Genomic DNA, 21,964 nt, shown 5'->3' with positions numbered 1-21,964 from the left:
GGGGGTGCAGTCCATGAGAAGGAAATGGTGGGCGTCCGTCGCAGGATGGCTTTGTCTATGCGTCATCATTCCGGCAACCGCTGCCGGACAGTACAAATCCATCGAACCGGCGGCAGGAACGAAACAAATCGCCGTCGTTATCGACGATTTCGGCAACGGTCAAGCAGGCACCGATCAAATGATGGAGCTGCCGATTCCGTTTGTTGCGGCGGTCATGCCTTTTTTGCCGACAACGAAACGCGATGCGGAGTGGGCGCATAAGCTGGGCAAAGAAGTTATCGTACATCTGCCGATGGAGCCGCGGAACGGAAAGCCGGAGTGGCTCGGTCCGGGAGCGATATCAACGAGGCTGCCCGACGATGAAATCCGGCGCAGAGTCATTGCCGCCATTGAGGATGTGCCGCATGCGGTAGGCATCAATAACCACATGGGATCGAAGGCCACGTCCGACGAACGGGTCATGCGCATTGTGCTGACCGTATGCAAAGAGCGCAACTTGTATTTTTTGGATAGCCGGACGACCGACAAGAGCGTCATCGGTAAGCTGGCGAAAGAAATGGGCGTGCGCACGGCGGAAAACAATTTGTTCATGGATGATACCTACACCCGGAGCCATATTCTCAAGCAGGCGGTAAAGCTGCAAAAGCTCGTCCGCGACAATGACAGCACGATTGTCATCGGCCACGTCGGTCCTCCGGGGAAGCATACCTCCGAAATTTTAAAGCAATCGATTCCGACCCTGCAGCAGCTTGGCGGACATTTCGTACCGGCGTCGCAATTGATGAAATAATGGTTTCAATGCAAAAAAAGACCGCGAACTGCCGTGAAATCGGCTTGTCCATGCGGTCTTTTACTATTTTTGCTGCTGCATATACTGCTCGACGCCCGCAGCGATGGCGTCCGCAATGCGCTGCTGGGACTGGACTTCGGTTAGCATCCGGCGGTCTTCAGCATTCGTAATAAAACCCATTTCCACGATCACTGTTGGCGCCTTCGAATACTTCAACAAATAAAACGTCCGGCCCGGCACAGGTTTGTCGTCCGTACCGTATAGCGCGTTCAGCGCTGCTTGCACGGCTTTGGCGAGCTGCTCGCTTTGCGGTTTTATTTGATGAATGAGGATCGCGCCTTGTTTGGAGGAATTGCGGGCAGAGTTGACGTGCAGACTGATCATGATTTTGGGCTTGACCTCATTACACAGATGGCTGCGCTGAGCCAAGTCCTTGATATGTCTCGAACGAGTCTTCAACCATAAGTTTTCTCCGCTTAGCGCATAATCGTCCATCCGGTTCATTAAGACGACGTACCCTTTTCTGCGCAACGTCTCGTACGTTTTTTTGGCGATCGCCAAATTGATATCCTTCTCCAGCAAGTCACCGTACGAGGTGCCCCCGTCGATTCCGCCGTGCCCTACGTCGATTAAAACGTCGACGCTCGATATGGCGGGATTGGCAGACTTTAGCTCCGGCAAGTACCAGGATTCGGGCACCGATGCTTCCGTATGTCCGGCTTGAAAAGTCAGGACGGTCAGCGCCAGCATTGCGGCAACGGCAAGTTTCATCGCCCGATTCCATAGATTCGGCCACGACATCCGCTGCTCCTCCTTTCGCGAAAAATCGTCCGCAGCTTATTTCGTATCACATGGTTTTAGCATTCCCCAAAAAGTTTCTTAAAGCACAGCGATTAATGCTACCATGACAGGGCAATACTACCAATTATATGAATGCCGTAGCGGCTGGTCAGGCGGCCGTGAGCAATAGGAGGGATTAGATTGAATATCAGCGTCGTTTTGATGGTTATCCAGTTGTTTTTTGCCATCGTTATCGGTATGTATTTTTGGAATTTGCTGCGCAATCAGCAGACGAACCGTTCCGCCGTCGACAAGGAATCGAAGAAAGAGCTGGAGAAGCTGCGCAGGCTGCGATCCGTCTCTTTAAATAAACCGTTAGCCGAAAAAACAAGACCGACTGCCATGGAGGACATCGTCGGGCAAAAGGAAGGACTGCGTGCCCTGAAAGCGGCGCTGTGCGGCGCTAATCCTCAGCACGTGATCATCTACGGTCCGCCCGGCGTGGGCAAAACGGCCGCCGCCCGCGTCGTATTGGAGGAAGCGAAAAAAAATCCGGAATCGCCCTTCCGTCCGGACGCCAAATTTACCGAGATCGATGCGACGACGGCGCGATTTGATGAGCGGGGCATTGCCGACCCGCTCATCGGCTCGGTTCACGATCCGATCTATCAGGGAGCGGGAGCTATGGGAGTCGCCGGCATTCCGCAGCCGAAACCCGGGGCGGTAACGAAGGCGCACGGAGGGATTTTGTTCATTGACGAGATCGGTGAATTGCATCCGCACCAAATGAATAAATTATTAAAGGTGCTTGAAGACCGCAAAGTATTTTTGGAAAGCGCATATTACAATTCCGAAGACACGAATGTGCCGAGTTATATTCACGATGTATTCCAGAACGGCCTACCAGCGGATTTCCGGCTTGTAGGGGCAACGACGCGCAACCCGCAGGATCTGCCTCCGGCGATCCGCTCGCGCTGTATGGAAATTTACTTCCGTCCACTCCTGCCTGAAGAAATTGGCTCGATTGCCACCAAAGCGCTGAAAAAAATCGGATTTCCCGACTGTCCTTCCGCGATTGAAGTCGTTAAGAAATATGCGACCAACGGGCGCGAAGCGGTAAACATTATTCAGCTGGCGGCAGGGTTAGCGCTGACTGATCAGCGCCGAGAGCTGTCGGCCGCCGACATCGAATGGGTTGTCAACAGCTCGCAAATTCCGCCGAGGCCGGAGAAAAAAGTTTCCCAGCGTCCGGAAATCGGGTTGGTTAACGGCCTGGCCGTATACGGACCGAATCTCGGAATGCTGCTTGATATCGAAGTGACCGCCATTCCGGTGGTACAGCCGGGCACGGGCCAATTTACGATTACCGGTGTCATCGATGAGGAAGAGATGGGCGGCGGGTCGCGGACGCTGCGTCGCAAAAGCATGGCGCGCGGCTCCGTCGAGAACGTGCTTACCGTCCTGCGGCGGCTCGGCTTACAGCCTTACGATTACGACATGCATATCAATTTTCCGGGCGGCATTCCGATCGATGGACCGTCGGCCGGCGTATCGATGGCCGTAGCGATTGCTTCCGCTATCAAATGGATTCCGGTCGACAACCATCTGGCGATGACCGGCGAAATCAGCATTCACGGCAAGGTCAAGCCGGTAGGAGGCGTTATCGCCAAAGTCGAAGCTGCTTTTCAGGCTGGAGCGACCAAAGTCATCATTCCGAAGGAAAACTGGCAGGAAGTTTTTGCGGGGCTTAGCGGATTGGAAGTCATTCCGGTCGACTCGGTGGAGGAGCTGCTTCATCACGCCCTGGGTATTGAAAGCGCCCATCTGGCTGCCGAGCCTCCTGCCATGCCTCAAGAGACAGTCAGCGGCGCTTCCGTTACGATTTTGCACGCCGATGCGCTCGAATAGAGCGGTTGGCGTCTCTTTGTTCGTAAGAGCAGAAACCGGCGGCGGCCCCCGATTGGTGTTTTAAAATCAATTTTGATAAAATGTAAATCACATGCATGTAAGTATAGTCTGGAGGTGCTCGCGGATGGGAACGAGCAAACAGAAATTGCGACGCTTGCCGCTGCTCCCGCTCCGGGGGCTGCTGGTGTATCCGAGCATGGTTCTGCATTTGGACGTGGGCAGGGAAAAGTCGGTGCGGGCCTTGGAGAAGGCTATGGTCGAAGACAGCATGATCCTGCTGTGCTCGCAATCCGAGGTGAACATCGAGGAGCCGAAAACCGAGGATATTTACCGGATCGGCACGATATCGAAAGTGCGGCAAATGCTCAAGCTGCCGAACGGAACGATCCGCGTGCTTGTGGAAGGCGTCGTTCGCGCCGAAATTGCGGAATTTCTGGTTAACGACGAATACTACGAGGTACATGTCAGGGAACTCCCTGAGCAGGAAACGTCCGATCCCGAAATCGACGCGTTGATGCGCACGGTGCTGAACCAATTCGAACATTATATCAATCTTTCGAAAAAAGTGACCCCGGAAACGTTGGCTGCCGTATCCGATATTGACGAACCGGGGCGGCTCGCGGACGTGATTTGCAGTCATTTATCGTTAAAAATTAAAGATAAGCAAGAAATTTTGGAAACGGTCGATGTCCGGCTGCGGCTTGAGAAGCTGCTCGGCATCCTGAACAACGAGCGCGAGGTGCTTGAGCTCGAACGCAAGATCAGCCAGCGCGTCAAGAAGCAGATGGAGAAGACGCAGAAGGAATATTATTTGCGCGAGCAAATGAAGGCGATTCAGAAGGAGCTCGGGGAAAAAGAAGGACGGGCAGGCGAGGTAGAGGAGCTGCGCAACCAGCTTACGCAAAGCGACGTGCCCGAGAAGGTTAGGGAAAAGATCGAGAAGGAAATCGATCGGCTCGAAAAAATGCCGGCGACTTCCGCCGAAGGCTCGGTCATCCGCAACTACATCGATTGGCTGCTTGGCTTGCCTTGGTCCCAATCGACCGACGACGACCTCGATATCCGCAAGGCCGAGGAAATTCTGAATCAGGATCATTACGGCTTGGAGAAGCCGAAAGAGCGCGTCCTTGAATATTTGGCCGTGCAAAAGCTGGTCAAGAAGCTCAAAGGACCGATTCTGTGCCTTGTCGGTCCTCCCGGTGTCGGGAAGACGTCGATCGCCCGTTCGATCGCCAGGTCGCTCGGCCGGCAGTTCATGCGCATTTCCTTGGGCGGCGTGCGCGACGAAGCGGAAATCCGCGGACACCGCCGCACGTATGTGGGCGCGATGCCGGGCCGGATTATTCAAGGGATGAAAAACGCGGGAACGAACAATCCCGTCTTCCTGCTGGACGAAATCGATAAAATGGCGATGGATTTTCGCGGCGACCCGGCTTCCGCTCTGCTGGAAGTACTGGACCCGGAACAAAACAGCACGTTCAGCGACCACTTCGTTGAAGTGCCGTTCGACCTGTCCAACGTCATGTTCGTGACAACGGCCAACGCCGTGCACAACATCCCGCGGCCGCTACTCGACCGGATGGAAGTGCTGTACATTCCGGGGTACACGGAAATTGAAAAGCTGCACATTGCCCGCAACTACTTGCTGCCGAAGCAGCAGGAGAACCACGGTCTGCAGGACGGCCAGCTGGTCATAGACGAAGACGCGCTCATGAGCACAGTGCGCGAATATACGCGCGAGGCGGGCGTCCGCAACTTGGAGCAGCAAATTTCGTCCATCTGTCGGAAGGCTGCCAAGGAGATCGTCGGCGGAGCGACTGCCGTGCATGTGAAGGCCGACAACCTGAAGGAGTATCTCGGCCAGCCGAAATTCCGCTACGGCATGGCGGAGGAGCGTGATCAGGTCGGCGCGGTGACCGGGGTTGCCTGGACGGAAGTCGGCGGCGAAACGCTCGTTATCGAAGTGACGGTGATGCCTGGCAGCGGCAAGCTGACGCTTACCGGAAAGCTCGGAGACGTCATGAAGGAATCCGCTCAGGCGGCTTTCAGCTACACCCGTTCGCGGGTGGAACAATTCGGAATTCAGCCGGACTTCCATGAAAAGTACGATATCCACGTGCACATTCCAGAAGGCGCCATCCCGAAGGACGGCCCGTCCGCCGGCATTACGATGGGCACGGCGCTCATCTCGGCCTTAACCAATATCCCGGTCTCGCGTCACGTCGCGATGACGGGAGAGATCACGCTTCGCGGCCGCGTGCTCCCGATCGGCGGCCTGAAGGAAAAAGCTCTCGCCGCTCACCGCGCCGGCATTCGCACGGTTTTGCTGCCGAAGGATAATGCCAAAGACATCGAAGAAGTTCCCGAGAGCGTGCGCTCCGAGCTGACGTTCATCCCGGTCGCGCATATGGATGAAGTGCTCGAACATGCTCTGGTCAAGCCTGTAGGCGTATAATAACAGGCGTTGGGTGGATGGGTTTTGGTTTATTACTGAATCTCTTCAAAGGAAAGGGAGGAAATGGATACGGAAAGTTTACGGCCACCTTTGAAATCAAGTTGTATCCGCTAAGGATAATAATAGACAACTTGAATTTCAAGAGCGGTGGAGTAGCCATTTTTTCCCGGCCCGGCAGGAAGGAAGATAATAATATTTTCCCATCCTTCCCAACGCTCCACCAAGAAATGAGTGAAACGTATGAAGGTCAATCAAGCTGAATTCATCATCAGCGCGGTTGGTCCGAGCCAGTATCCTATGGATGCCTTGCCGGAGATTGCTCTGGCAGGGCGTTCCAATGTAGGGAAGTCTTCGCTGATCAACCGGCTGATCAACCGCAAAAACTTGGCCCGTACCAGCTCCAAGCCCGGCAAAACCCAGCAGTTGAACTATTACAAAATTAATTCCGATTTGTTCTTCGTCGATTTACCGGGGTATGGGTATGCGAAGGTGTCCAAAACTGAACGTGAAAAATGGGGCAAATTTATCGAAAATTATTTGCTCCACCGGGAATTTTTGAAGCTGGTCCTGCTCGTGATCGATCTTCGCCATCCGCCGTCCAAAGACGACCAAGCCATGTATTCGTGGCTGAAGCATCACGACACGCCGATTTGCATCGTGACGACAAAAGCGGATAAAATTCCTCGCAGCAAGTGGCAGCAGCATATGAAGATCGTCAAGGAAACGCTGGGAGCGGACAAGTCGGACCCGGTCATCCTATTTTCGTCCGAATTGGAACTCGGGAAAGACGAGCTGTGGCAGATCATCGAACAGAAGATCGGCTATGGCGCCGATACGGCAGTGGAGGGACAGCCCGAGACGCAGCCCGAATCCGCCGAGCAAGAACATTAGTATACTGCCCTCCGAGGGTAGAAAACCAAAAAGGCTATTCCCTGATCTCCGGTTTCTTGTGCCGGTAAACGGGAATAGCCTTTTTAAGCTTGATCTTACGGTTTAAGCTCATAATCCCAGCACATTCGCGGGGGCGCCGGAGGCAAGTGCAAGCAAGATCCCAGCAACCAGTCCGCCGACCGTATGGCGTAAGCGAATGCGATGATTTTTCATTCAGCGGATGCCTCCTTCGTATAATCTGCCGCCTTTTACCCCAAACTTGGAGCAAGAGACTTTGGATTCCATCCCGAGCGAGGAGCGTCAGAGCGAATTGAACCTGTTAACCCGTTTCAGCTTAAAAAATGCGGCCGCCATCCTGTTAGGCTCCATCCTGCTTATGCTCGGCGGAATATATGCTTTCACGTCCCTGAAAGTGGACTTGCTGCCGGATGTGGAACTACCCACGTTAACGGTGCAGGCCGTGTATCCCGGGGCAGCTCCCGCCGATGTGGAAGAGCGGGTGACGCGCGAGCTGGAACGAAGCTTGAAAGCGCTCAGCGGCCTGGAATCATTAACGAGCCAATCGATGGAAAGCTTCGCCGTGGTGCAGATGAAGTATCCGATCGGGACGGATATGGAGTTGGCCTCCCGTCAGGCAGAGGACGCATTCAAGGGGTTGAAGCTTCCCGAAGGCGTGACGCTCAAAGTGACGCGATTGAATTTCAGCACGCTGCCTATCCTGAACTTGGCCGTATTCTCGAAGCAAAGCGATTCCATTGAAGAGCTTATTGTTCAGGACATTCAGCCGGAACTTGAAAAAATCCCCGGCGTCAGCAGCGTGGCGGCCGGCGGCTTAAAGGAAAGCTATATCCGAATTGCCGTCGATCCTGCCAAAGCCAAAGCGTATAATCTAACCTTAACCCAAATTCAGCAAAAAGTGCAGGGGCTATTTTTGTCCTTCCCGGCCGGTTCCGTGGTTGAGAACGAGCTGGTCATCCCGGTCCGGGTCGAGCAGCGCGCCGCGGGCATTCAGGAATTGAAGCGGCTTGCGCTCGAGGTGCAGACGGGCTTCCCGCCTGTCCCCGCAGAGATCGCGCTGGAAGATATCGCCGCTGTGCAACCGATAGAGGAAGCGTCCGAGTTGGTTCGCTACAACGACAAAAGCGCTCTGGCCCTATCCATTTCCAAAAAGCAAGATGCTAATACGGTCCAAATCGCCGATCAGGCATTTGCCGTGTTGAACAAGCACCGGGACCGGATCGATTACGCGCTCGCTTTCGATCAGTCCGAGGGGATCAAAAAGTCGGTCGAAAGCCTGCAGAGAGAAGGTCTGTACGGAGCGCTTTTCGCTTCTTTGGCGGTGCTTCTGTTCTTGAGAAATCTAAGAGCGACGCTCATCGCCGTCTTATCCATTCCTTTGTCTTTATTGATCGCATCGATCGTCTTGAACCGCATGAACATTACCCTGAATATCATGACGCTGGGCGGCATGGCCGTTGCCGTAGGGCGGGTGGTCGACGACAGCATCGTGGTGATCGAAAATATTTACAGGCGGATGGGCCAAAGAAAGCCCGGCGAAGACCGTACGCAAATTACGCTGGATGCAACCAAAGAGATTATGGGCGCGATCACATCGTCCACCTTGACGACCGTCGTCGTTTTTTTGCCGCTCGGCTTCGTTGGGGGAATTACCGGGACGTTTTTTAAACCGTTTGCGCTGACCGTCATCTTTGCGCTCGTCGCTTCGCTGCTTGTCGCCGTTACGCTCGTTCCGATTTTGGCCAAAGCTTCGTTCGGCCGCATCCGGGAGGCGGAGGAGCGGGAAAGCGCGCTGCAGCGGGGGTATGCGGTAGTGCTCGCCTCGGCGCTGCGGCACAAATGGACCGTCATCGCCGTTTCGTTGGCGGTGCTTGCCGGGTCACTGCTGCTCGTGCCGAAGCTCGGATTTATTTTTTTGCCGAACGAAAAGCAGCGGATCGTCGCCGCCGGAGTACAGCTTCCGCCCGCTTCCCAGCTTCAGAAAACGAACGAAATTTCCAAAGATATTGAAAAGATGCTCCGCGAACAGGCGGACGTTTTCGAATACGTATTTACAACCATCGGCGGGCTTGATTACCGTTCCGGTCTCAGGCAGGAGAATCAGGCGCAGTACATGATGAGCGTGAATCGCTCGGCCGATATGGAAGCTGTAGTGAAGACGATCGCGGTCAAGATGGATGCTATCGTTAAAAAGAGCTCGCCGGAGGGAACTGTAACGGTGCAGGCAATGAGCTCCGGCGGCCCTATGACCGGAACAAGCGTCGAAGTCCGGCTGTTCGGCAGCCAACCGGACCGGCTGGGAGATGCCGCCAAGCAGATGGAGGACCGGCTGAAGCAGATGCCTTATCTGCGCTCGGTCAAAAACAATTTCCGCGAAAAGCAGCGGCAGTGGACCGTCCGCATCGATCCCGGGAAAGCCGCCGCGGCAGGAGTCGACCCCCAGATGGTGCTCGGACTCGTCGCGGACCGGACCAAGCCGGTCGAGATCGGCACGTACAAGCTGGACGGCAAGCCGCAAAAGCTGCAGGCCACCTATACGGCGAGTCCTGCCAGTGCCGCTGAGCTGGAACAAATGCCGCTGTTCGGTAAGAAAGGCCCAGTGCTGCTTCGCGATATAGCGGCCGTCGAAGCATCCGATACCGTATCCGCGATTCAGAAGCTGGACGGCAAGCCTTATGCCGCGGTCAGCGCGGAGCTGACCGGAAACAACATCAGTCAAGCGACGCAAGACGTAAAGGACGCGGCTTCTGCTGTCCCGCTGCCGGAAGGCGTTACGCTAGGTTTCGGCGGCGGCAGCGACGACACGGAGAAGACGTTTAAGGATCTGGGCGTGGCGATTGCCGCAGCCATCGGGTTGGTTTATTTGGTTATGCTCGTTACCTTCGGCCAAGCGCGTATTCCGTTCATCATCTTGTCTTCTCTGTTGTTCGTACCGGTCGGCGCAGCTTTCGGCCTGTATTTGACCGGAGAGCCGCTGTCGGTCAGCGCCATGATCGGGCTATTGATGCTGGTCGGCATCGTCGTGACGAATGCGATTGTACTGATCGACCGGGTGCGTCAAAACCGCGACAGCGGGTTAAACATACGCGAGGCGCTTATCGAAGCGGGCAAAACGCGGCTGCGTCCTATTCTGATGACCGCATTCGCTACCGTCTGCGCGTTGATTCCTTTGGCGTTGACCGAATCGGAGGGCAGTTTGATTTCCAAAGGGCTTGCCGTCGTCGTGATCGGGGGCTTGGTTACATCGACGCTGCTGACACTGGTCATCGTACCGGTAATGTATGAATTGTTTTTTTATCGTCAGCGCCGCAGGGAACTGCGGAACAAAAGGAGGTAAAACGAGTTTTTAAGCTTTTATGCCGTCCTTCTGCGAGGAAAACGCGGATTTTTCTGATTTCCGGCGAAAATCAATGGCTGCCTGGCAGGAATATTAAATAATTATGTAGTATAATGTATATAGACAATAGAATCAGGCTCACAGACATATGGTTTGAAAAAAATGAATCGAGGGATTTTTATGGCAATTAGGTTAGCGACCGAATACGTCAAAACCTGCCTGCAGCTTACGGAAGCCGAGATGGCCAAGTTCATTCGGATGTTTGTCGATCACGGAGCCTTTCTGCAAGTCAAAGTACTCGAAAACGGAAATCAAGAGGTGGTATTGCCGGACGACGCCGGCGAAGAAATCGTGCTGTCGTTCGAACGGGAAATGAACTTGTATGTATGCCGGGGAACATGCCGCATCCGCAACAAAAATTTGGTCAACCTGATGCGCAAAGCCGTAGCCGAATTTAAAGGCGATGCTGTTGTGCACCGCATTTATGCAGCATATACAATGGTCTATACGTACAAGCAAGGCGCGGTTGTCCGAATTACCGAGAACAAGGACGCCGTAGAAAAAGTGATTTACGAATATCGGGACACCGTCGGACAATTGGAGCAGCTGTTCCATAAGAATGAGGTGGAGCAGGAAATCCAAATGCTCAAAGCCCAAGTGAATCATCTGCTCGACATGAGAAACGAGATGCAAGAAGCCGCCATCCGCGAGCATATCGACGGGCGTTTGCACAAACTTACCCATCGCTTGTTCGTACTCGAAGCTTAACATATATTCTTTTGGACTTCTCGATCATAGCGGAAAAGCTCTTCCTGATCGCCCATAACAAGGGCAGGGAAGAGTTTTTTTGTATTTTTATGCATCGGAAGGTATTTTTTTACTCGGGAAGCAAAAGAAAAAAAAGGAAAAGTCGGGCTTATTCGGCGCTTTACGGCTTACACCCCGGGCGGACTTCGGGCATAATTTATTGTTGTGTGCCGCCCTCCGGCAGGTAAATATAGCCTGTGCAAAAAAAAGGGTTGCATTTCTGTTCAATAGATGTTATTTTTATCTTCGTTGAAAACAAAATAGGAACCAGGATTCACTCAGGACATGTAATGTTGCGAGAGATTATTCCCTCGGGAAGTGAATGACGTAGGTCCTAGCGGATGAAATTTTCAAAACATTTTATTCCTAGGAAGGGGGAACCGGAAGATGGAATATTCAACTTTCGGAAGACACGTAGCTGTAGACACTTGGGGAGTAGATTTTGATCTTCTCAACAATGCTGAATGGTTACAAGCACAAATGGTAGAGGCTGCTGAGGTATGCGGAGCAACCGTTTTGTCGGTACAATCCAAACAATTTGAACCCCAAGGGGCAACCGTTCTGGTCATGTTGTCGGAAAGTCATCTCTCCATTCATACGTATCCTGAGAGAGGATTTGCTGCCCTTGACTGCTATACTTGTGGTGAGACGGTAGACCCTCAGCTCGCGATTGAGCACATGCTGTCCGTGCTGAAGCCGGAAGTATCTCATGCGAAGAAACTGGTTCGCGGTATGGGTGAACTGCAAGTGGAAACACCGGTATTGAAGCAAGCTGAATTGGTGAAATAATTACAAGCGCATATACAATAACCACGGATGATTCCGTGGTTATTTCTTTTGCCCCGGGCCCATACACTCTCAAAGAGAGCTTGGTTCCTGCGGCGTCCGTCCGCCGCAGGCAGAGGAGGGGGACCCGGGTTGAAAAGATTCAGAAAAAAGCTGTTCATGTACCTGATCGTAGCCGTGCTGATCATCTGGCCGGTTTTGCAAATCGCGGAGCTGATCGGTCGTAAGGCACCGCCCGAAAAAGCGGAGAAGCTACTGTATCAAGTATCCCTCTTTCAAATGGAGTTGCTCGGCAGCTACTTGCAGGAGACTGGCAAGCTCAAGGATACCGATTCACTCGGCGCGCTCCGCCAAGCTGTTTACTCGGCTTCGTTCGCGCACGATCATCTGGCGCTTGCCTACGGCGAAACCAGCTTGGCGAAGCTCGATTCGCTCGCCCAGCTTATGCAATATTTGCTGCGCCTCCAGGTCGGCGGCTCCCGAACTCTGCGTGCGGAGGAGGCGCAGACCCTCGGAGATGTTTCGAAGCTGTACGCCGACCTGTATCAGACTTACGGCAAACTGATGTCGAGCGGCGCCGACATTGTCGATTCGCAGAACGACCGTTTGATGAAATCCGACAAAGCGATCGCCGATCTCCTGCGCAAAAAGCTGCTGCAATAATCGCCGTAATCGTATAGGCCCGCGCGTTTCGGAGGAAACTAAAAATGGCGGCCTTAGGCAGGGCAGGACGGGTGGTAGGCAAGGTAGGAGTAAGAAGTTGCTGACAGGAGAGGGAAGTGGCAGTTGACTGATACATGGGCAAGGTGAGCGTGATTTCAGTCACAGCCTGCTTCAGTCAGGCGTGATAGGATGTTGAGGAAAGTTAGGGAATGATTGATGTTCTCGGCAGAATGTGACGGTGTGGCATATGGGGTTCGCAGCTCGCTCCCACCGAAGCGTGTGGGAGTCGAGCTCATCGCAGTGAAGCGTGTTCAGGAGACGGCGGCTTCCTATGGGAAGCCAGCCTCTCCTAAACAGACGCGATCCCGCCATAATAACAACTCTCAAGCGCGTCTCTGCGTCTCCAACGTTCTTTACCCGTTCCCGCACGCCGTTAAGCGTATCCTTGCGTTAACCAGCCCCCTCTCCATAGGAGAGAGGGCTGGTTAACGCAAGGAGGAAAAGCGCTCATACCACCAACTGTGCATCGAAGCGCGGGGGTCCAGGGGGCGAGCCCCCTGGGGTCCCTGTTGCTTCCGATGCCGGTTTTGCTCCGCAAAACCCTGAGGGGGATTTAGGGGGATGGAAACCCCTCTTCCCTGTAATAAAACTTTCAAAATTATTGTCGCAAAAACTCGGACTTGTTCCGCATGGTGTGATATAATAAACTGACTTTACGAGGAGGAGGCAGGTGAACCAGATGCATATCGTCGTGGCGGGTTTAAATTATCGCACAGCACCGGTGTCCATCAGAGAAAAATTTGCATTCGCCGAAGGGGATTTGCCGCTGGCGCTGAAGGAGCTCAAGGAAACGAAGAGCGTCATGGAGTGTGTCGTCGTGGGCACCTGCAACCGGACGGAATTGTACGTGGCGGTCGACCGCCAGCCCTGTGCCCATTATTTGCGGGGCTTTATCGAGAAATGGTTCGGCGTGCCGCGCGGAGAGTTTCAGGAGTATTTATACATTTACGAGAATGAGAAGGCGATTGAGCATTTATTCCGCGTAACGAGCGGTCTCGATTCCATGGTCATCGGCGAGACGCAAATTTTGGGACAGGTTCGGGACGCATTCCTGCTGGCTCAGCGCGAGAAGACGACCGGCGTCCTGTTCAACACTTTGTTCAAGCAAGCCGTAACGATGGCAAAACGGGCCCATTTCGAGACCGGCATCGGGGAAAATCCGGTATCCGTCAGCTATGCGGCCGTCGAGCTGGGCAAACGTATTTTCGGCAGCTACGCGCATAAGAAAGTGCTGATTATCGGCGCGGGTAAAATGAGCGAGTTGACCGTGAAGCACCTGTACGCGAACGGAGCCGACAAAGTGATCGTCGTGAACCGGACGCTCAGCCGGGCGCAAGAGCTGGCGGACAAGTTCCGGGGCGTGGCGGGCACGATGGACCGGCTGCTGGCGCACTTGGAAGAAGCCGACATCGTGATCAGCTCTACCGGAGCGGCCGGTTACGTGCTGACGGCCGAGCAGGTATCCTGTATTTTGCAGCGGCGCCGCTCGCGACCGCTGTTCATGATCGATATCGCGGTTCCGAGAGACCTCGATCCGCGGCTTGGCGAGATGCCGAACGTCTTTTTATACGATATCGACAATCTTCAATCGCTCGTGAATTCTCATTTGGAAGAGAGGCGTAAAGCTGCGATACAGATTGAGAAAATGATCCGTGAGGAAATGGCGGTCTTCGAGCAGTGGACGAAAACGTTAGGCGTCAGCCCGGTTATTCAAGCGCTGCAGACCAAAGCGGCCACGATTCACGAGGAAACGATGGACAGCTTGATGAAGAAGCTGCCGGATTTGGACGAACACGAATTGAAAGTCATTCGCAAATTAACGAAAAGCATCGTCAATCAGATGCTGCGCGATCCCATTGTCCGCATTAAAGAAATGGCTGCTGAGCGTCACGGGGATGACGCGCTGGACATGTTCACGAAAATTTTTGCTTTGGAAGAGCCTTTGGCTGAGCAAAAACGGGTGGAGCAGGCGGTACGGAAGCAGGAGGCGGGGGCGGCGCAGGATCGGATCAAAGAAGAACTGCTATCCAAAGTGCGGGCCGCGGCGCCTGCCGAAGCGCTTGACGTTCTGGCCAAAGCTTGACCGGAAAGGAACAGCATGGTCACTCAAACCTGGTTGTACGATGTCATTTTATATATTTATGCCCTGAGCCTCCTGTTTTACTTCTCGGATTTTGTCGGTCCGAACCGAAGTGCAAAGCGGATGGGGACAGGGTTGCTTTCTTTTGTGTGGGTGCTGCAAACCGCCTACTTAATCTACAGCTTGGTCACGCACGGCAAACTGTCGGCGTTTTCCATGTTCGAAACGCTTTTTATTTTATCTTGGCTGCTTGTGACCGTCTCGCTGATCGTGAACCGCTTTTTCCGGATCGAGCTGTTTGTGTTTTTGGTAAACGTGTTCGGATTCGCGACATTTGCGCTTAACGTCTTCAGCCGGCCGGGACTGGCGCCGACCTTGGCGCATTGGAACATTAACGACGAACTGCTGTTCATTCATATTACGCTGGCGATTTCCGGCTATGTCGCATTCGTCGTATCCGCCATTTTTTCCGGCATGTACTTGTTCCTGCACCGCAAGCTGAAGGAAAAGCAGTGGTCGCAGCAGATGCTGCGTCTGCCAAGCTTGGAGAATACGGACCGCTATGCCTTTGTTTCCGTCGTCATCGGAGCTCCGCTATTGCTGCTTACGCTGTCGCTTGGGATCGTCTGGATCGCGCTTGAGGGCGATTTCATGCTGTTCTTCGATCCGAAGGTGCTGAATTCCTGGTTTGTGCTGTTGGCCTACATTTTTTATTTGTTTCAACGGTTGGTGATGAAAGCGGCAGGCAACCGGCTGGCGTTGTGGAATTTGGCCGCGTTCGTCATTACGCTGCTCAACTTTTTGTTGGCTAACGAATATTCGAACTTCCATCAATGGTCTTGAGGGGGCGTAGGAAATGACGAAAGCTGGCGAAGGAAGGCTCCCGGGGCCGTCCCCCGGCGTCAAATCCTACTATCCCGCTATGCTCGATCTTGAAGGGCGGCCATGCACCGTTATCGGCGGCGGCCGGGTGGCGGAGCGCAAGGCACGCGCGCTCCTGGAGGCGGGGGCTCGCGTCACCGTCGTGAGCCCTGTTTTTACGCTGCAGCTGGAAGCGTGGGCGGCCTCGGGCGCGGTGCGCGCGCTGCGCGAGCGGTACGCGCCCGGGCTGCCCGCGCTGGCCGAGGCGCGGCTGGTGTTCGCGGCCACCGACGATGCGTCGGTGAACGCGCAGGTATGCGCCGAGGCCGAGGCGCTCGGCAAGTTCGCGAACGTGGCCGACGACGGGGCCGGCGGCGGTTTTCTCGTCCCGGCCGCGGTCCGGCGGGGACGGTTGACGCTCGCGGTGTCCACCGCAGGCGCAAGCCCGGGTTTGGCCGCGGCGCTGCGCCGCAGGCTGGAGGAAGCGTTCGGCGAAGAGTATGCGCCGTACGTAGAACTGCTCCACGAGCTGCGCGACATCGTTCAGCAGGCCGTCCCGGAAACGGGCGAACGGCAGGAGCTGTTCCGCCGCATGCTGGAGTGGGAGCTGCTGCCGCTGCTGCGAAGCGGCCGGACGGATGATCCGGCGGAGCTGCGCGCCGAACTGGCGCGCAGGGTGCTGCAAGATCCGACGCCGGGAGGCATGGAAGCGATCGGCGACTGGTTGCGTGTAGATGCGCGGCAATTGGGATATGAATGAGTACAGTGGTACATAGCGAATACAGCACTTCCGACTTTGCAGGGAGAAGATAAGGGGTTGACTTCACGCATGCGCACCATCGTAGTAGGCACCAGACAAAGCGCGCTTGCTTTGACGCAAACCGGTCAGGTGATCGATCACCTGCGTGAGCTTTGCAAGCGGCACAGCATCGAAGCCGAATTCGAGCTGAAAAAAATCGTCACCAAGGGCGACCGGATTCTGGACGTCACACTTTCGAAAGTCGGCGGCAAGGGCTTGTTCGTCAAAGAAATCGAGCAGGCGCTGCTCGACGGTGAAGTAGATCTTGCGGTACACAGCATGAAGGATATGCCCTTCGAATTGCCCGAGGGACTTGTGGTCGGCGCCGTTCCTCTGCGGGAAGATCCGCGCGACTGCTTGATCACGCGGGACGGCCGCGGGCTCGACGACCTGCCTCAGGGCGCCAAGGTCGGAACCAGCAGCCTGCGCCGGGCTTCCCAACTGCAGCATTACCGCCCCGACTTGCATATTGAGTCGATCCGCGGCAATATCGACTCGCGGCTGCGCAAGCTGGAAACGGAAGGCTTCGATGCCATCCTGCTCGCCGCCGCCGGACTGCACCGGATCGGTTGGCAGGACCGCATCAGCGCTTACCTGCCGCCAGAGCTGTGTCTGCCGGCGGTCGGACAAGGCGCATTATGCATCGAATGCCGCGACGATAACGAGTTTGTACTCGACCTGTTGTCCAAGTATAAGCACGAACCGACGGCGGTTGCCGTTGCCGCGGAGCGCAGCTTCTTGGGCCGTTTGAACGGCGGCTGCCAAGTGCCGATCGGCGCTCACGCGCATTTGACGGAAGGAAGCGGCCCGTCTATTGTACTGACCGGTATGGTCGGATCGCCAGACGGCAAGCGGGTGCTGAAAGAGACGATGACCGGAGACGATCCGCAGCAATTGGGTCTGCAACTGGCGGAAGCGTTGATTGCGAAAGGTGCTGCCGAACTGCTTGCATTAGCTGAAGAATAGGGGAGAAGCGGTTGTGAACAAGGGTGTCGTTTATCTTGTCGGTGCTGGACCGGGAGATCCGAAGCTGATTACGCTGAGAGGCTTGGAGGCGATTCAGCGGGCCGACGTAGTTGTCTATGACCGGCTGGCAAGCCCCCGTCTGCTCAAACATATGAAAGCCGGGGCGGAGAAAATTTTTGTCGGCAAACTGCCGGACAAGCATATGATGAAGCAGGAAGAGATCAGCCGCCTGCTCGTCGATTTGGCGCTGCAGGGCAAGACGGTGACCCGGCTTAAGGGCGGAGATCCGAGCGTATTCGGTCGCGTAGGCGAAGAAGCGGAGCTGCTCGCGGAGCACGGTATCCGCTTCGAGATTGTACCAGGCATCACGTCCGCAATCGCCGTCCCCGCTTATGCAGGCATCCCGGTGACGCACCGTGATTTTACTTCGTCCTTTTCGATCGTAACCGGTCATGAATATAAGAATAAAACGTACTCCCAAGTGAATTGGGATAACTTGGCGCAAGCCTCCGGCACGTTGATCTTTTTGATGGGTGTCGCCAATCTGGAGCAAATCTGCACGGAGCTGATCCGCGGAGGAAAATCACCGCAAACGCCGGTCGCTCTAATCCGGTGGGGCACTTGGATGGAGCAGGAGACGCTAGCGGGTACGTTAACGGATATTGTCGACAAGGTAAGAGCGGCAGGCTTCCAATCCCCGGCCGTCACCATAGTCGGCGAAGTGGTCAAGCTGCGCGACAAGCTGGCCTGGTTCGAAACCAAGCCGTTGTTCGGCCGTCGTATTCTGGTTACCCGCGCGCGCAGTCAGGCGAGCGAGCTGTCCTCACAAATTGACGAGCTTGGCGGGGAAGCCGTGGAATTTCCGGTGATCCGCACCCGGCCGCCTTCCCGTCCGGAAGCGCAAGCGGCGCGGGACGAGGCGCTTAACCGTCTTTCCACATACGATTGGGTTCTGTTCACGAGCGCGAACGGCGTCGAATTTTTTATGGAGCGACTGCGGGAGCTGCGGCTCGATATTCGGGCGTTGGGAAATGCCCGGCTGGCGGCGGTCGGTCCGAAAACGGCGGCGGCCTTGGCGCAGTACGGATTGCTCGCGGAGGTCGTCCCTTCGGAATTCGACGGGGACGCTTTGCTGGACGCCATTGCCCCCGAGCTGCGCCCGGGGCAGAACGCGCTGCTTGCGACGGCGGATATCGCCAGAGCTTATTTGCCCGAACAAGTGCGGGAGCGCGGCTTAAACGTAACCAAAATCGATATCTACGAAACGGTGTTGGATACTGAGGGCGGCTCCGAGATTATTGAGCTGCTGAAGCAAAACATGCTGCACATCGTTACTTTTACCAGTTCCTCGACGGTTACGAATCTGCTGCGCGCGCTGCAGGAGCTTGGCGAGACGGAACCGCTCAAGCTGCTGCAGGGATGCAAGATCGCTTGTATCGGTCCGAGAACGGCGGGTACCGCGCAGGAAGCCGGACTTCAGGTCGATTATTTGGCCAAGGAAGCGACCGTTGCTTCCTTGGTCCGGTGCTTATACGAGAAGGAGGAGTAAACCATGAGTTTTCCACTTGTACGCAACCGGCGTTTGCGTAACTCGGCTGCGCTTCGGAACTTGGTTCGGGAGCATACCGTTACGCTGCACGATCTGCTCTATCCGATATTTGTGACGCACGGAACGAATATTAAGGAAGAAATCCGCTCGATGCCGGGCGTCTACCATTTCTCGCTCGACCGGCTTGAAGAGGAAATCCGCGAAATCGTCGACCTGGGTCTACAGGCCATTGTGCTCTTCGGCGTTCCGCACGAGAAAGACGCGCATGCCAGCTCAGCCTATGATCCGAACGGCGTCGTTCAACAAGCGTCGCGTTTAATCAAAACATGGGCTCCGGAGCTGCTTATTGTTGCCGATACCTGCCTATGCCAGTTCATGGACCACGGCCACTGCGGCGTCGTTCATTACGACGAGGCGAAAGGGCGAGCCGAGGTGCTGAACGACGCGTCGTTGAAGCTACTGGTCAAAACGGCGGTTTCGCAGGCAGAAGCTGGCGCCGACATTATCGCGCCGTCGAACATGATGGACGGCTTCGTCTACGCGATCCGTCAAGGGCTTGACGAAGCGGGCTACGAGCAGGTGCCGATCATGTCGTACTCTGTGAAGTACGCTTCGTCGTTCTACGGTCCGTTCCGCGAAGCGGCGCATTCCACGCCGCAGTTCGGCGACCGCAAAACGTATCAAATGGACCCGGCCAATGTGCGGGAAGCGCTGCGCGAGGCGGAATCCGACGTGGCCGAAGGCGCGGACATGCTGATGGTCAAGCCGGCTCTCGCCTATATGGACGTCATCCGCGAGCTCCGCGACCATTTTAACCTGCCGCTCGTAGCGTATAATGTCAGCGGGGAATATTCCTTGATTAAGGCTGCCGCCCTACAGGGCTGGGTCGACGAGAAGTCGATTGTTCTGGAGACGATGACTTGCTTTAAGCGGGCAGGCGCCGACATGATCATTACTTATTTTGCCAAAGATATCGCTCGCTGGCTTCGGAATTAGACTGCCGCCACGATACGTGATTATGATGAAGAGACCGTTTCGTTATCGGGCATTTCTCCCGGAGCGGAGCGGTCTTTTGCATAGCGGCACTGTCAAACTTTTGTCGGAAACTGTAGCCTGACACACGTTGTTACCTCGTTTCAAATAGGGCATAATGGGAAGTAGACTATGGGAGTTTACGGAAAAGAGGATGCACCATGAGTTATAACGATACGTTTATTCGAGCCTGTCGCAAACAGCCTGTCGAAACGCTGCCCGTATGGTATATGCGTCAAGCCGGCCGTTACGACCCCGGATACCGGAAAATTAAAGAGAAGTACAGCCTGCTGGAAATTTGCAAGCAGCCGGAGCTGGCGGCAGAGGTCACCTTGATGCCAGTCAAAAAACTGGGTGTGGATGCGGCGATTTTATATTCGGACATTATGAATCCGGTCGCTTCCATTGGCATCGATTTTGATATCGTGAAAAATATCGGTCCGGTCATCGACAACCCGATCCGCTCGGCGGCGGACGTGAACAAGCTGAAGCCGATCCAGGTAGAGCAGGATTTGTCGCATATTTTGCGGACGATTGAGATTTTGGCGGCCGAGCTGAAGGTGCCGCTGATTACGTTCGCCGGCGCGCCGTTTACGATCGCAAGCTACCTGATCGAAGGCAGGCCGTCCAAAAGCTATATCCACACGAAAGGCTTAATGTACGGAGAGCCGGAGGTATGGTTCAAGCTGATGGATAAGCTTGGCGATATGGTGATCGCTTATCTGAAAGCGCAGATAGCCTCAGGGGCCAAAGCGGTGCAGCTTTTCGACAGTTGGGTCGGCGCGTTGTCCCCCGTTGATTTCAAAACGTACGTTCTGCCGACGATCCGCCGTATTTTCGCGGAACTAAAGCATTTGGAGCAGCCGAAAATTTATTTCCCGGGCGTCAGCTCCGGTGAATTGCTGCCTTATCTGCAAGGCATCGATGCCGATGTCATCGGTCTCGATTGGCGTGTGCCGATCTCGGAGGGCCGCAAGAGAGTAGGCTCGTTCTATGCGGTGCAGGGCAATCTCGATCCGTATGTATTGACCGCTCCGATGTCCGTCATTCAGGCGCAAGCCAAAGCGATTATTGACGAGGGCATCCGGGAACCGGGCTATATCTTCAATCTGGGTCACGGACTGTTCCCGGAAGCGTCGCTGGAGAAGCTGAAAGAACTGACAGATTTCATTCACGACTATTCTCGTCAAGCTCTGAAAGCGCAAGGCTCGACGAAACAGGAAAGCGGTGTATAGCATGAGCGCTGCGCAGCTAAAACGGATCGGTATTCTGGTGATGTCTTACGGAACGCCGGAAAGCCTCGATCAAGTGGAAGCTTATTATACACATATTCGTCGCGGGAATCCTCCGACCCCGGAGCAGCTCAAGGATTTGACAGATCGCTACGAAGCGATTGTGGGAGGCTTTTTCCCGCTGCGGGAAAATACGGATAATCAGGTGCAAGCGTTGGAGGCCCGGCTGAACGAAAAATACCCGGACACGACGTTCGTATGCTATCAAGGGCTGAAGCACGCGTCCCCGTTTATTGAGGACGGCGTGGAGCGGATGGTTCGGGATGGGATAACGGAGGCCGTCGGCGTCGTGCTGGCGCCGCATTATTCGGTCATGAGCGTGGGCGGCTACATCAAGCGCGCGCAAGAAAAGGCGGATTCGCTGGGGCTTTCGATACGTTTTGTGAAGAGCTATCATCTTCATCCGGCGCTGATTGAAGCGCTTGTACAGCGGGTGGAGGAAGGCTTGGGCCGGTTCGAGGGCGTGGCAAAGGACGATGTCAAAGTGATTTTTACGGCGCACAGCCTGCCTGAGAAAATTCTTGAAATGAAAGACCCGTATCCCGATCAACTGCTGGAAACGTCCAAAGCGATAGCCGAGCGATGCGGCATTACCCATTGGCAGTTCGGATGGCAGAGCGCCGGACAGACCGGCGTGCCTTGGCTTGGGCCCGATATTCTCGACGTCCTGTACACCGTGAAGAAAGAGGAGCAGGCCGGGCATGTGCTGATTTGTCCGATCGGTTTTGTATCCGATCATCTGGAAGTGCTGTACGATCTCGATATTGAAGCGCAGAAGACGGCACGGGAGCTCGGACTGCGGCTGGAACGCACCCGCTCGCTTAATACCGATCCGCTGTATATGGAAACGTTGAGCGACGTCGTCTATGCGCAGACCGAGAGGAATTGAT

General features: G+C 55.0%; 17 protein-coding genes. 16 read left to right on the top strand and 1 reads right to left on the bottom strand.

All coding sequences use genetic code 11. The features are described from left to right. The first annotated feature begins 13 nt into the window (after window positions 1–13). Window positions 14–790, top strand: a complete 777-nt coding sequence (locus tag BLO51_RS07950; RefSeq protein WP_090669440.1) for a divergent polysaccharide deacetylase family protein — start codon at window positions 14–16, stop codon at window positions 788–790. A 63-nt stretch (window positions 791–853) separates the two neighbouring features. Here the strand turns inward: BLO51_RS07950 and BLO51_RS07945 are convergent, their stop codons facing one another. Beyond that, window positions 854–1,591: an N-acetylmuramoyl-L-alanine amidase family protein gene (locus BLO51_RS07945; RefSeq protein WP_090669437.1), complete on the bottom strand. Its 738-nt coding sequence runs from the start codon at window positions 1,589–1,591 to the stop codon at window positions 854–856. A gap of 180 nt (window positions 1,592–1,771) precedes the next feature. Between BLO51_RS07945 and lonB the strand changes: the two genes are divergently transcribed. The 15 genes from lonB to hemH all read left to right on the top strand — a co-directional run bounded on the left by lonB (window position 1,772) and on the right by hemH (window position 21,963). Continuing rightward, complete coding sequence (lonB, locus tag BLO51_RS07940; protein WP_174551208.1) at window positions 1,772–3,478, top strand: ATP-dependent protease LonB; 1,707 nt, start codon at window positions 1,772–1,774, stop codon at window positions 3,476–3,478. A gap of 124 nt (window positions 3,479–3,602) precedes the next feature. After that, window positions 3,603–5,933: an endopeptidase La gene (gene lon / locus BLO51_RS07935; RefSeq protein WP_090669432.1), complete on the top strand. Its 2,331-nt coding sequence runs from the start codon at window positions 3,603–3,605 to the stop codon at window positions 5,931–5,933. Window positions 5,934–6,173: 240 nt separating this feature from the next. Then, entirely contained in the window at window positions 6,174–6,824 is a 651-nt protein-coding gene (yihA, locus tag BLO51_RS07925; protein ID WP_090669426.1) for a ribosome biogenesis GTP-binding protein YihA/YsxC, read from the top strand. A gap of 274 nt (window positions 6,825–7,098) precedes the next feature. Next, window positions 7,099–10,179, top strand: coding sequence for an efflux RND transporter permease subunit (locus tag BLO51_RS07920; RefSeq protein ID WP_090669421.1), 3,081 nt, complete (start codon window positions 7,099–7,101; stop codon window positions 10,177–10,179). A 180-nt stretch (window positions 10,180–10,359) separates the two neighbouring features. Further along, window positions 10,360–10,947 (top strand): non-ribosomal peptide synthetase module, encoded by a 588-nt coding sequence (locus BLO51_RS07915; RefSeq protein ID WP_167670134.1) that lies wholly within the window; start codon window positions 10,360–10,362, stop codon window positions 10,945–10,947. A 426-nt stretch (window positions 10,948–11,373) separates the two neighbouring features. Further along, window positions 11,374–11,775: an adenosylmethionine decarboxylase gene (speD, locus tag BLO51_RS07910; protein ID WP_025849653.1), complete on the top strand. Its 402-nt coding sequence runs from the start codon at window positions 11,374–11,376 to the stop codon at window positions 11,773–11,775. Between the two features lie 129 nt (window positions 11,776–11,904). Continuing rightward, the gene (locus BLO51_RS07905) at window positions 11,905–12,435 is read left to right on the top strand and encodes an S-adenosylmethionine decarboxylase (protein WP_090669419.1); all 531 of its coding nucleotides are present in this window, start codon (window positions 11,905–11,907) and stop codon (window positions 12,433–12,435) included. A gap of 739 nt (window positions 12,436–13,174) precedes the next feature. Further along, complete coding sequence (hemA, locus tag BLO51_RS07900) at window positions 13,175–14,578, top strand: glutamyl-tRNA reductase (protein ID WP_090669416.1); 1,404 nt, start codon at window positions 13,175–13,177, stop codon at window positions 14,576–14,578. Between the two features lie 15 nt (window positions 14,579–14,593). Then, entirely contained in the window at window positions 14,594–15,418 is an 825-nt protein-coding gene (ccsA, locus tag BLO51_RS07895; protein ID WP_090669412.1) for a cytochrome c biogenesis protein CcsA, read from the top strand. 13 nt (window positions 15,419–15,431) lie between these two features. Then, window positions 15,432–16,196, top strand: a complete 765-nt coding sequence (locus BLO51_RS07890; protein ID WP_090669409.1) for a precorrin-2 dehydrogenase/sirohydrochlorin ferrochelatase family protein — start codon at window positions 15,432–15,434, stop codon at window positions 16,194–16,196. A 69-nt stretch (window positions 16,197–16,265) separates the two neighbouring features. Further along, on the top strand, window positions 16,266–17,201 hold the full coding sequence (gene hemC, locus BLO51_RS07885) for a hydroxymethylbilane synthase (RefSeq protein WP_090669406.1): 936 nt from the start codon (window positions 16,266–16,268) through the stop codon (window positions 17,199–17,201). 13 nt (window positions 17,202–17,214) lie between these two features. After that, window positions 17,215–18,750 (top strand): uroporphyrinogen-III C-methyltransferase, encoded by a 1,536-nt coding sequence (gene cobA / locus BLO51_RS07880; protein WP_090669403.1) that lies wholly within the window; start codon window positions 17,215–17,217, stop codon window positions 18,748–18,750. A gap of 3 nt (window positions 18,751–18,753) precedes the next feature. Beyond that, the gene (gene hemB / locus BLO51_RS07875; RefSeq protein ID WP_090669401.1) at window positions 18,754–19,746 is read left to right on the top strand and encodes a porphobilinogen synthase; all 993 of its coding nucleotides are present in this window, start codon (window positions 18,754–18,756) and stop codon (window positions 19,744–19,746) included. Window positions 19,747–19,943: 197 nt separating this feature from the next. Then, complete coding sequence (gene hemE / locus BLO51_RS07870; RefSeq protein ID WP_090669398.1) at window positions 19,944–21,017, top strand: uroporphyrinogen decarboxylase; 1,074 nt, start codon at window positions 19,944–19,946, stop codon at window positions 21,015–21,017. A 1-nt stretch (window position 21,018) separates the two neighbouring features. Next, complete coding sequence (hemH, locus tag BLO51_RS07865; RefSeq protein ID WP_090669395.1) at window positions 21,019–21,963, top strand: ferrochelatase; 945 nt, start codon at window positions 21,019–21,021, stop codon at window positions 21,961–21,963. The last annotated feature ends 1 nt before the right edge of the window (window position 21,964 follow it).

It is taken from the genome of Paenibacillus tianmuensis (genome assembly GCF_900100345.1).
GTDB lineage: Bacteria > Bacillota > Bacilli > Paenibacillales > NBRC-103111 > Paenibacillus_G > Paenibacillus_G tianmuensis.
The sequence above is the reverse complement of the archived record's forward strand: the minus strand, read 5'-3'. Positions and strand labels throughout refer to the sequence as shown.

Bases quoted from the DNA above. Each gene is read 5' to 3' on its own strand.
- BLO51_RS07945 (WP_090669437.1), bottom strand. From the start codon at position 1,591: ATGTCGTGGCCGAATCTATGGAATCGGGCGATGAAACTTGCCGTTGCC.
- hemC (WP_090669406.1), top strand. From the start codon at position 16,266: ATGCGCACCATCGTAGTAGGCACCAGACAAAGCGCGCTTGCTTTGACG.
- hemH (WP_090669395.1), top strand. From the start codon at position 21,019: ATGAGCGCTGCGCAGCTAAAACGGATCGGTATTCTGGTGATGTCTTAC.
- BLO51_RS07915 (WP_167670134.1), top strand. From the start codon at position 10,360: ATGGCAATTAGGTTAGCGACCGAATACGTCAAAACCTGCCTGCAGCTT.
- ccsA (WP_090669412.1), top strand. From the start codon at position 14,594: ATGGTCACTCAAACCTGGTTGTACGATGTCATTTTATATATTTATGCC.
- hemB (WP_090669401.1), top strand. From the start codon at position 18,754: ATGAGTTTTCCACTTGTACGCAACCGGCGTTTGCGTAACTCGGCTGCG.
- lon (WP_090669432.1), top strand. From the start codon at position 3,603: ATGGGAACGAGCAAACAGAAATTGCGACGCTTGCCGCTGCTCCCGCTC.
- hemE (WP_090669398.1), top strand. From the start codon at position 19,944: ATGAGTTATAACGATACGTTTATTCGAGCCTGTCGCAAACAGCCTGTC.
- BLO51_RS07890 (WP_090669409.1), top strand. From the start codon at position 15,432: ATGACGAAAGCTGGCGAAGGAAGGCTCCCGGGGCCGTCCCCCGGCGTC.
- speD (WP_025849653.1), top strand. From the start codon at position 11,374: ATGGAATATTCAACTTTCGGAAGACACGTAGCTGTAGACACTTGGGGA.
- hemA (WP_090669416.1), top strand. From the start codon at position 13,175: ATGCATATCGTCGTGGCGGGTTTAAATTATCGCACAGCACCGGTGTCC.
- BLO51_RS07950 (WP_090669440.1), top strand. From the start codon at position 14: ATGAGAAGGAAATGGTGGGCGTCCGTCGCAGGATGGCTTTGTCTATGC.
- yihA (WP_090669426.1), top strand. From the start codon at position 6,174: ATGAAGGTCAATCAAGCTGAATTCATCATCAGCGCGGTTGGTCCGAGC.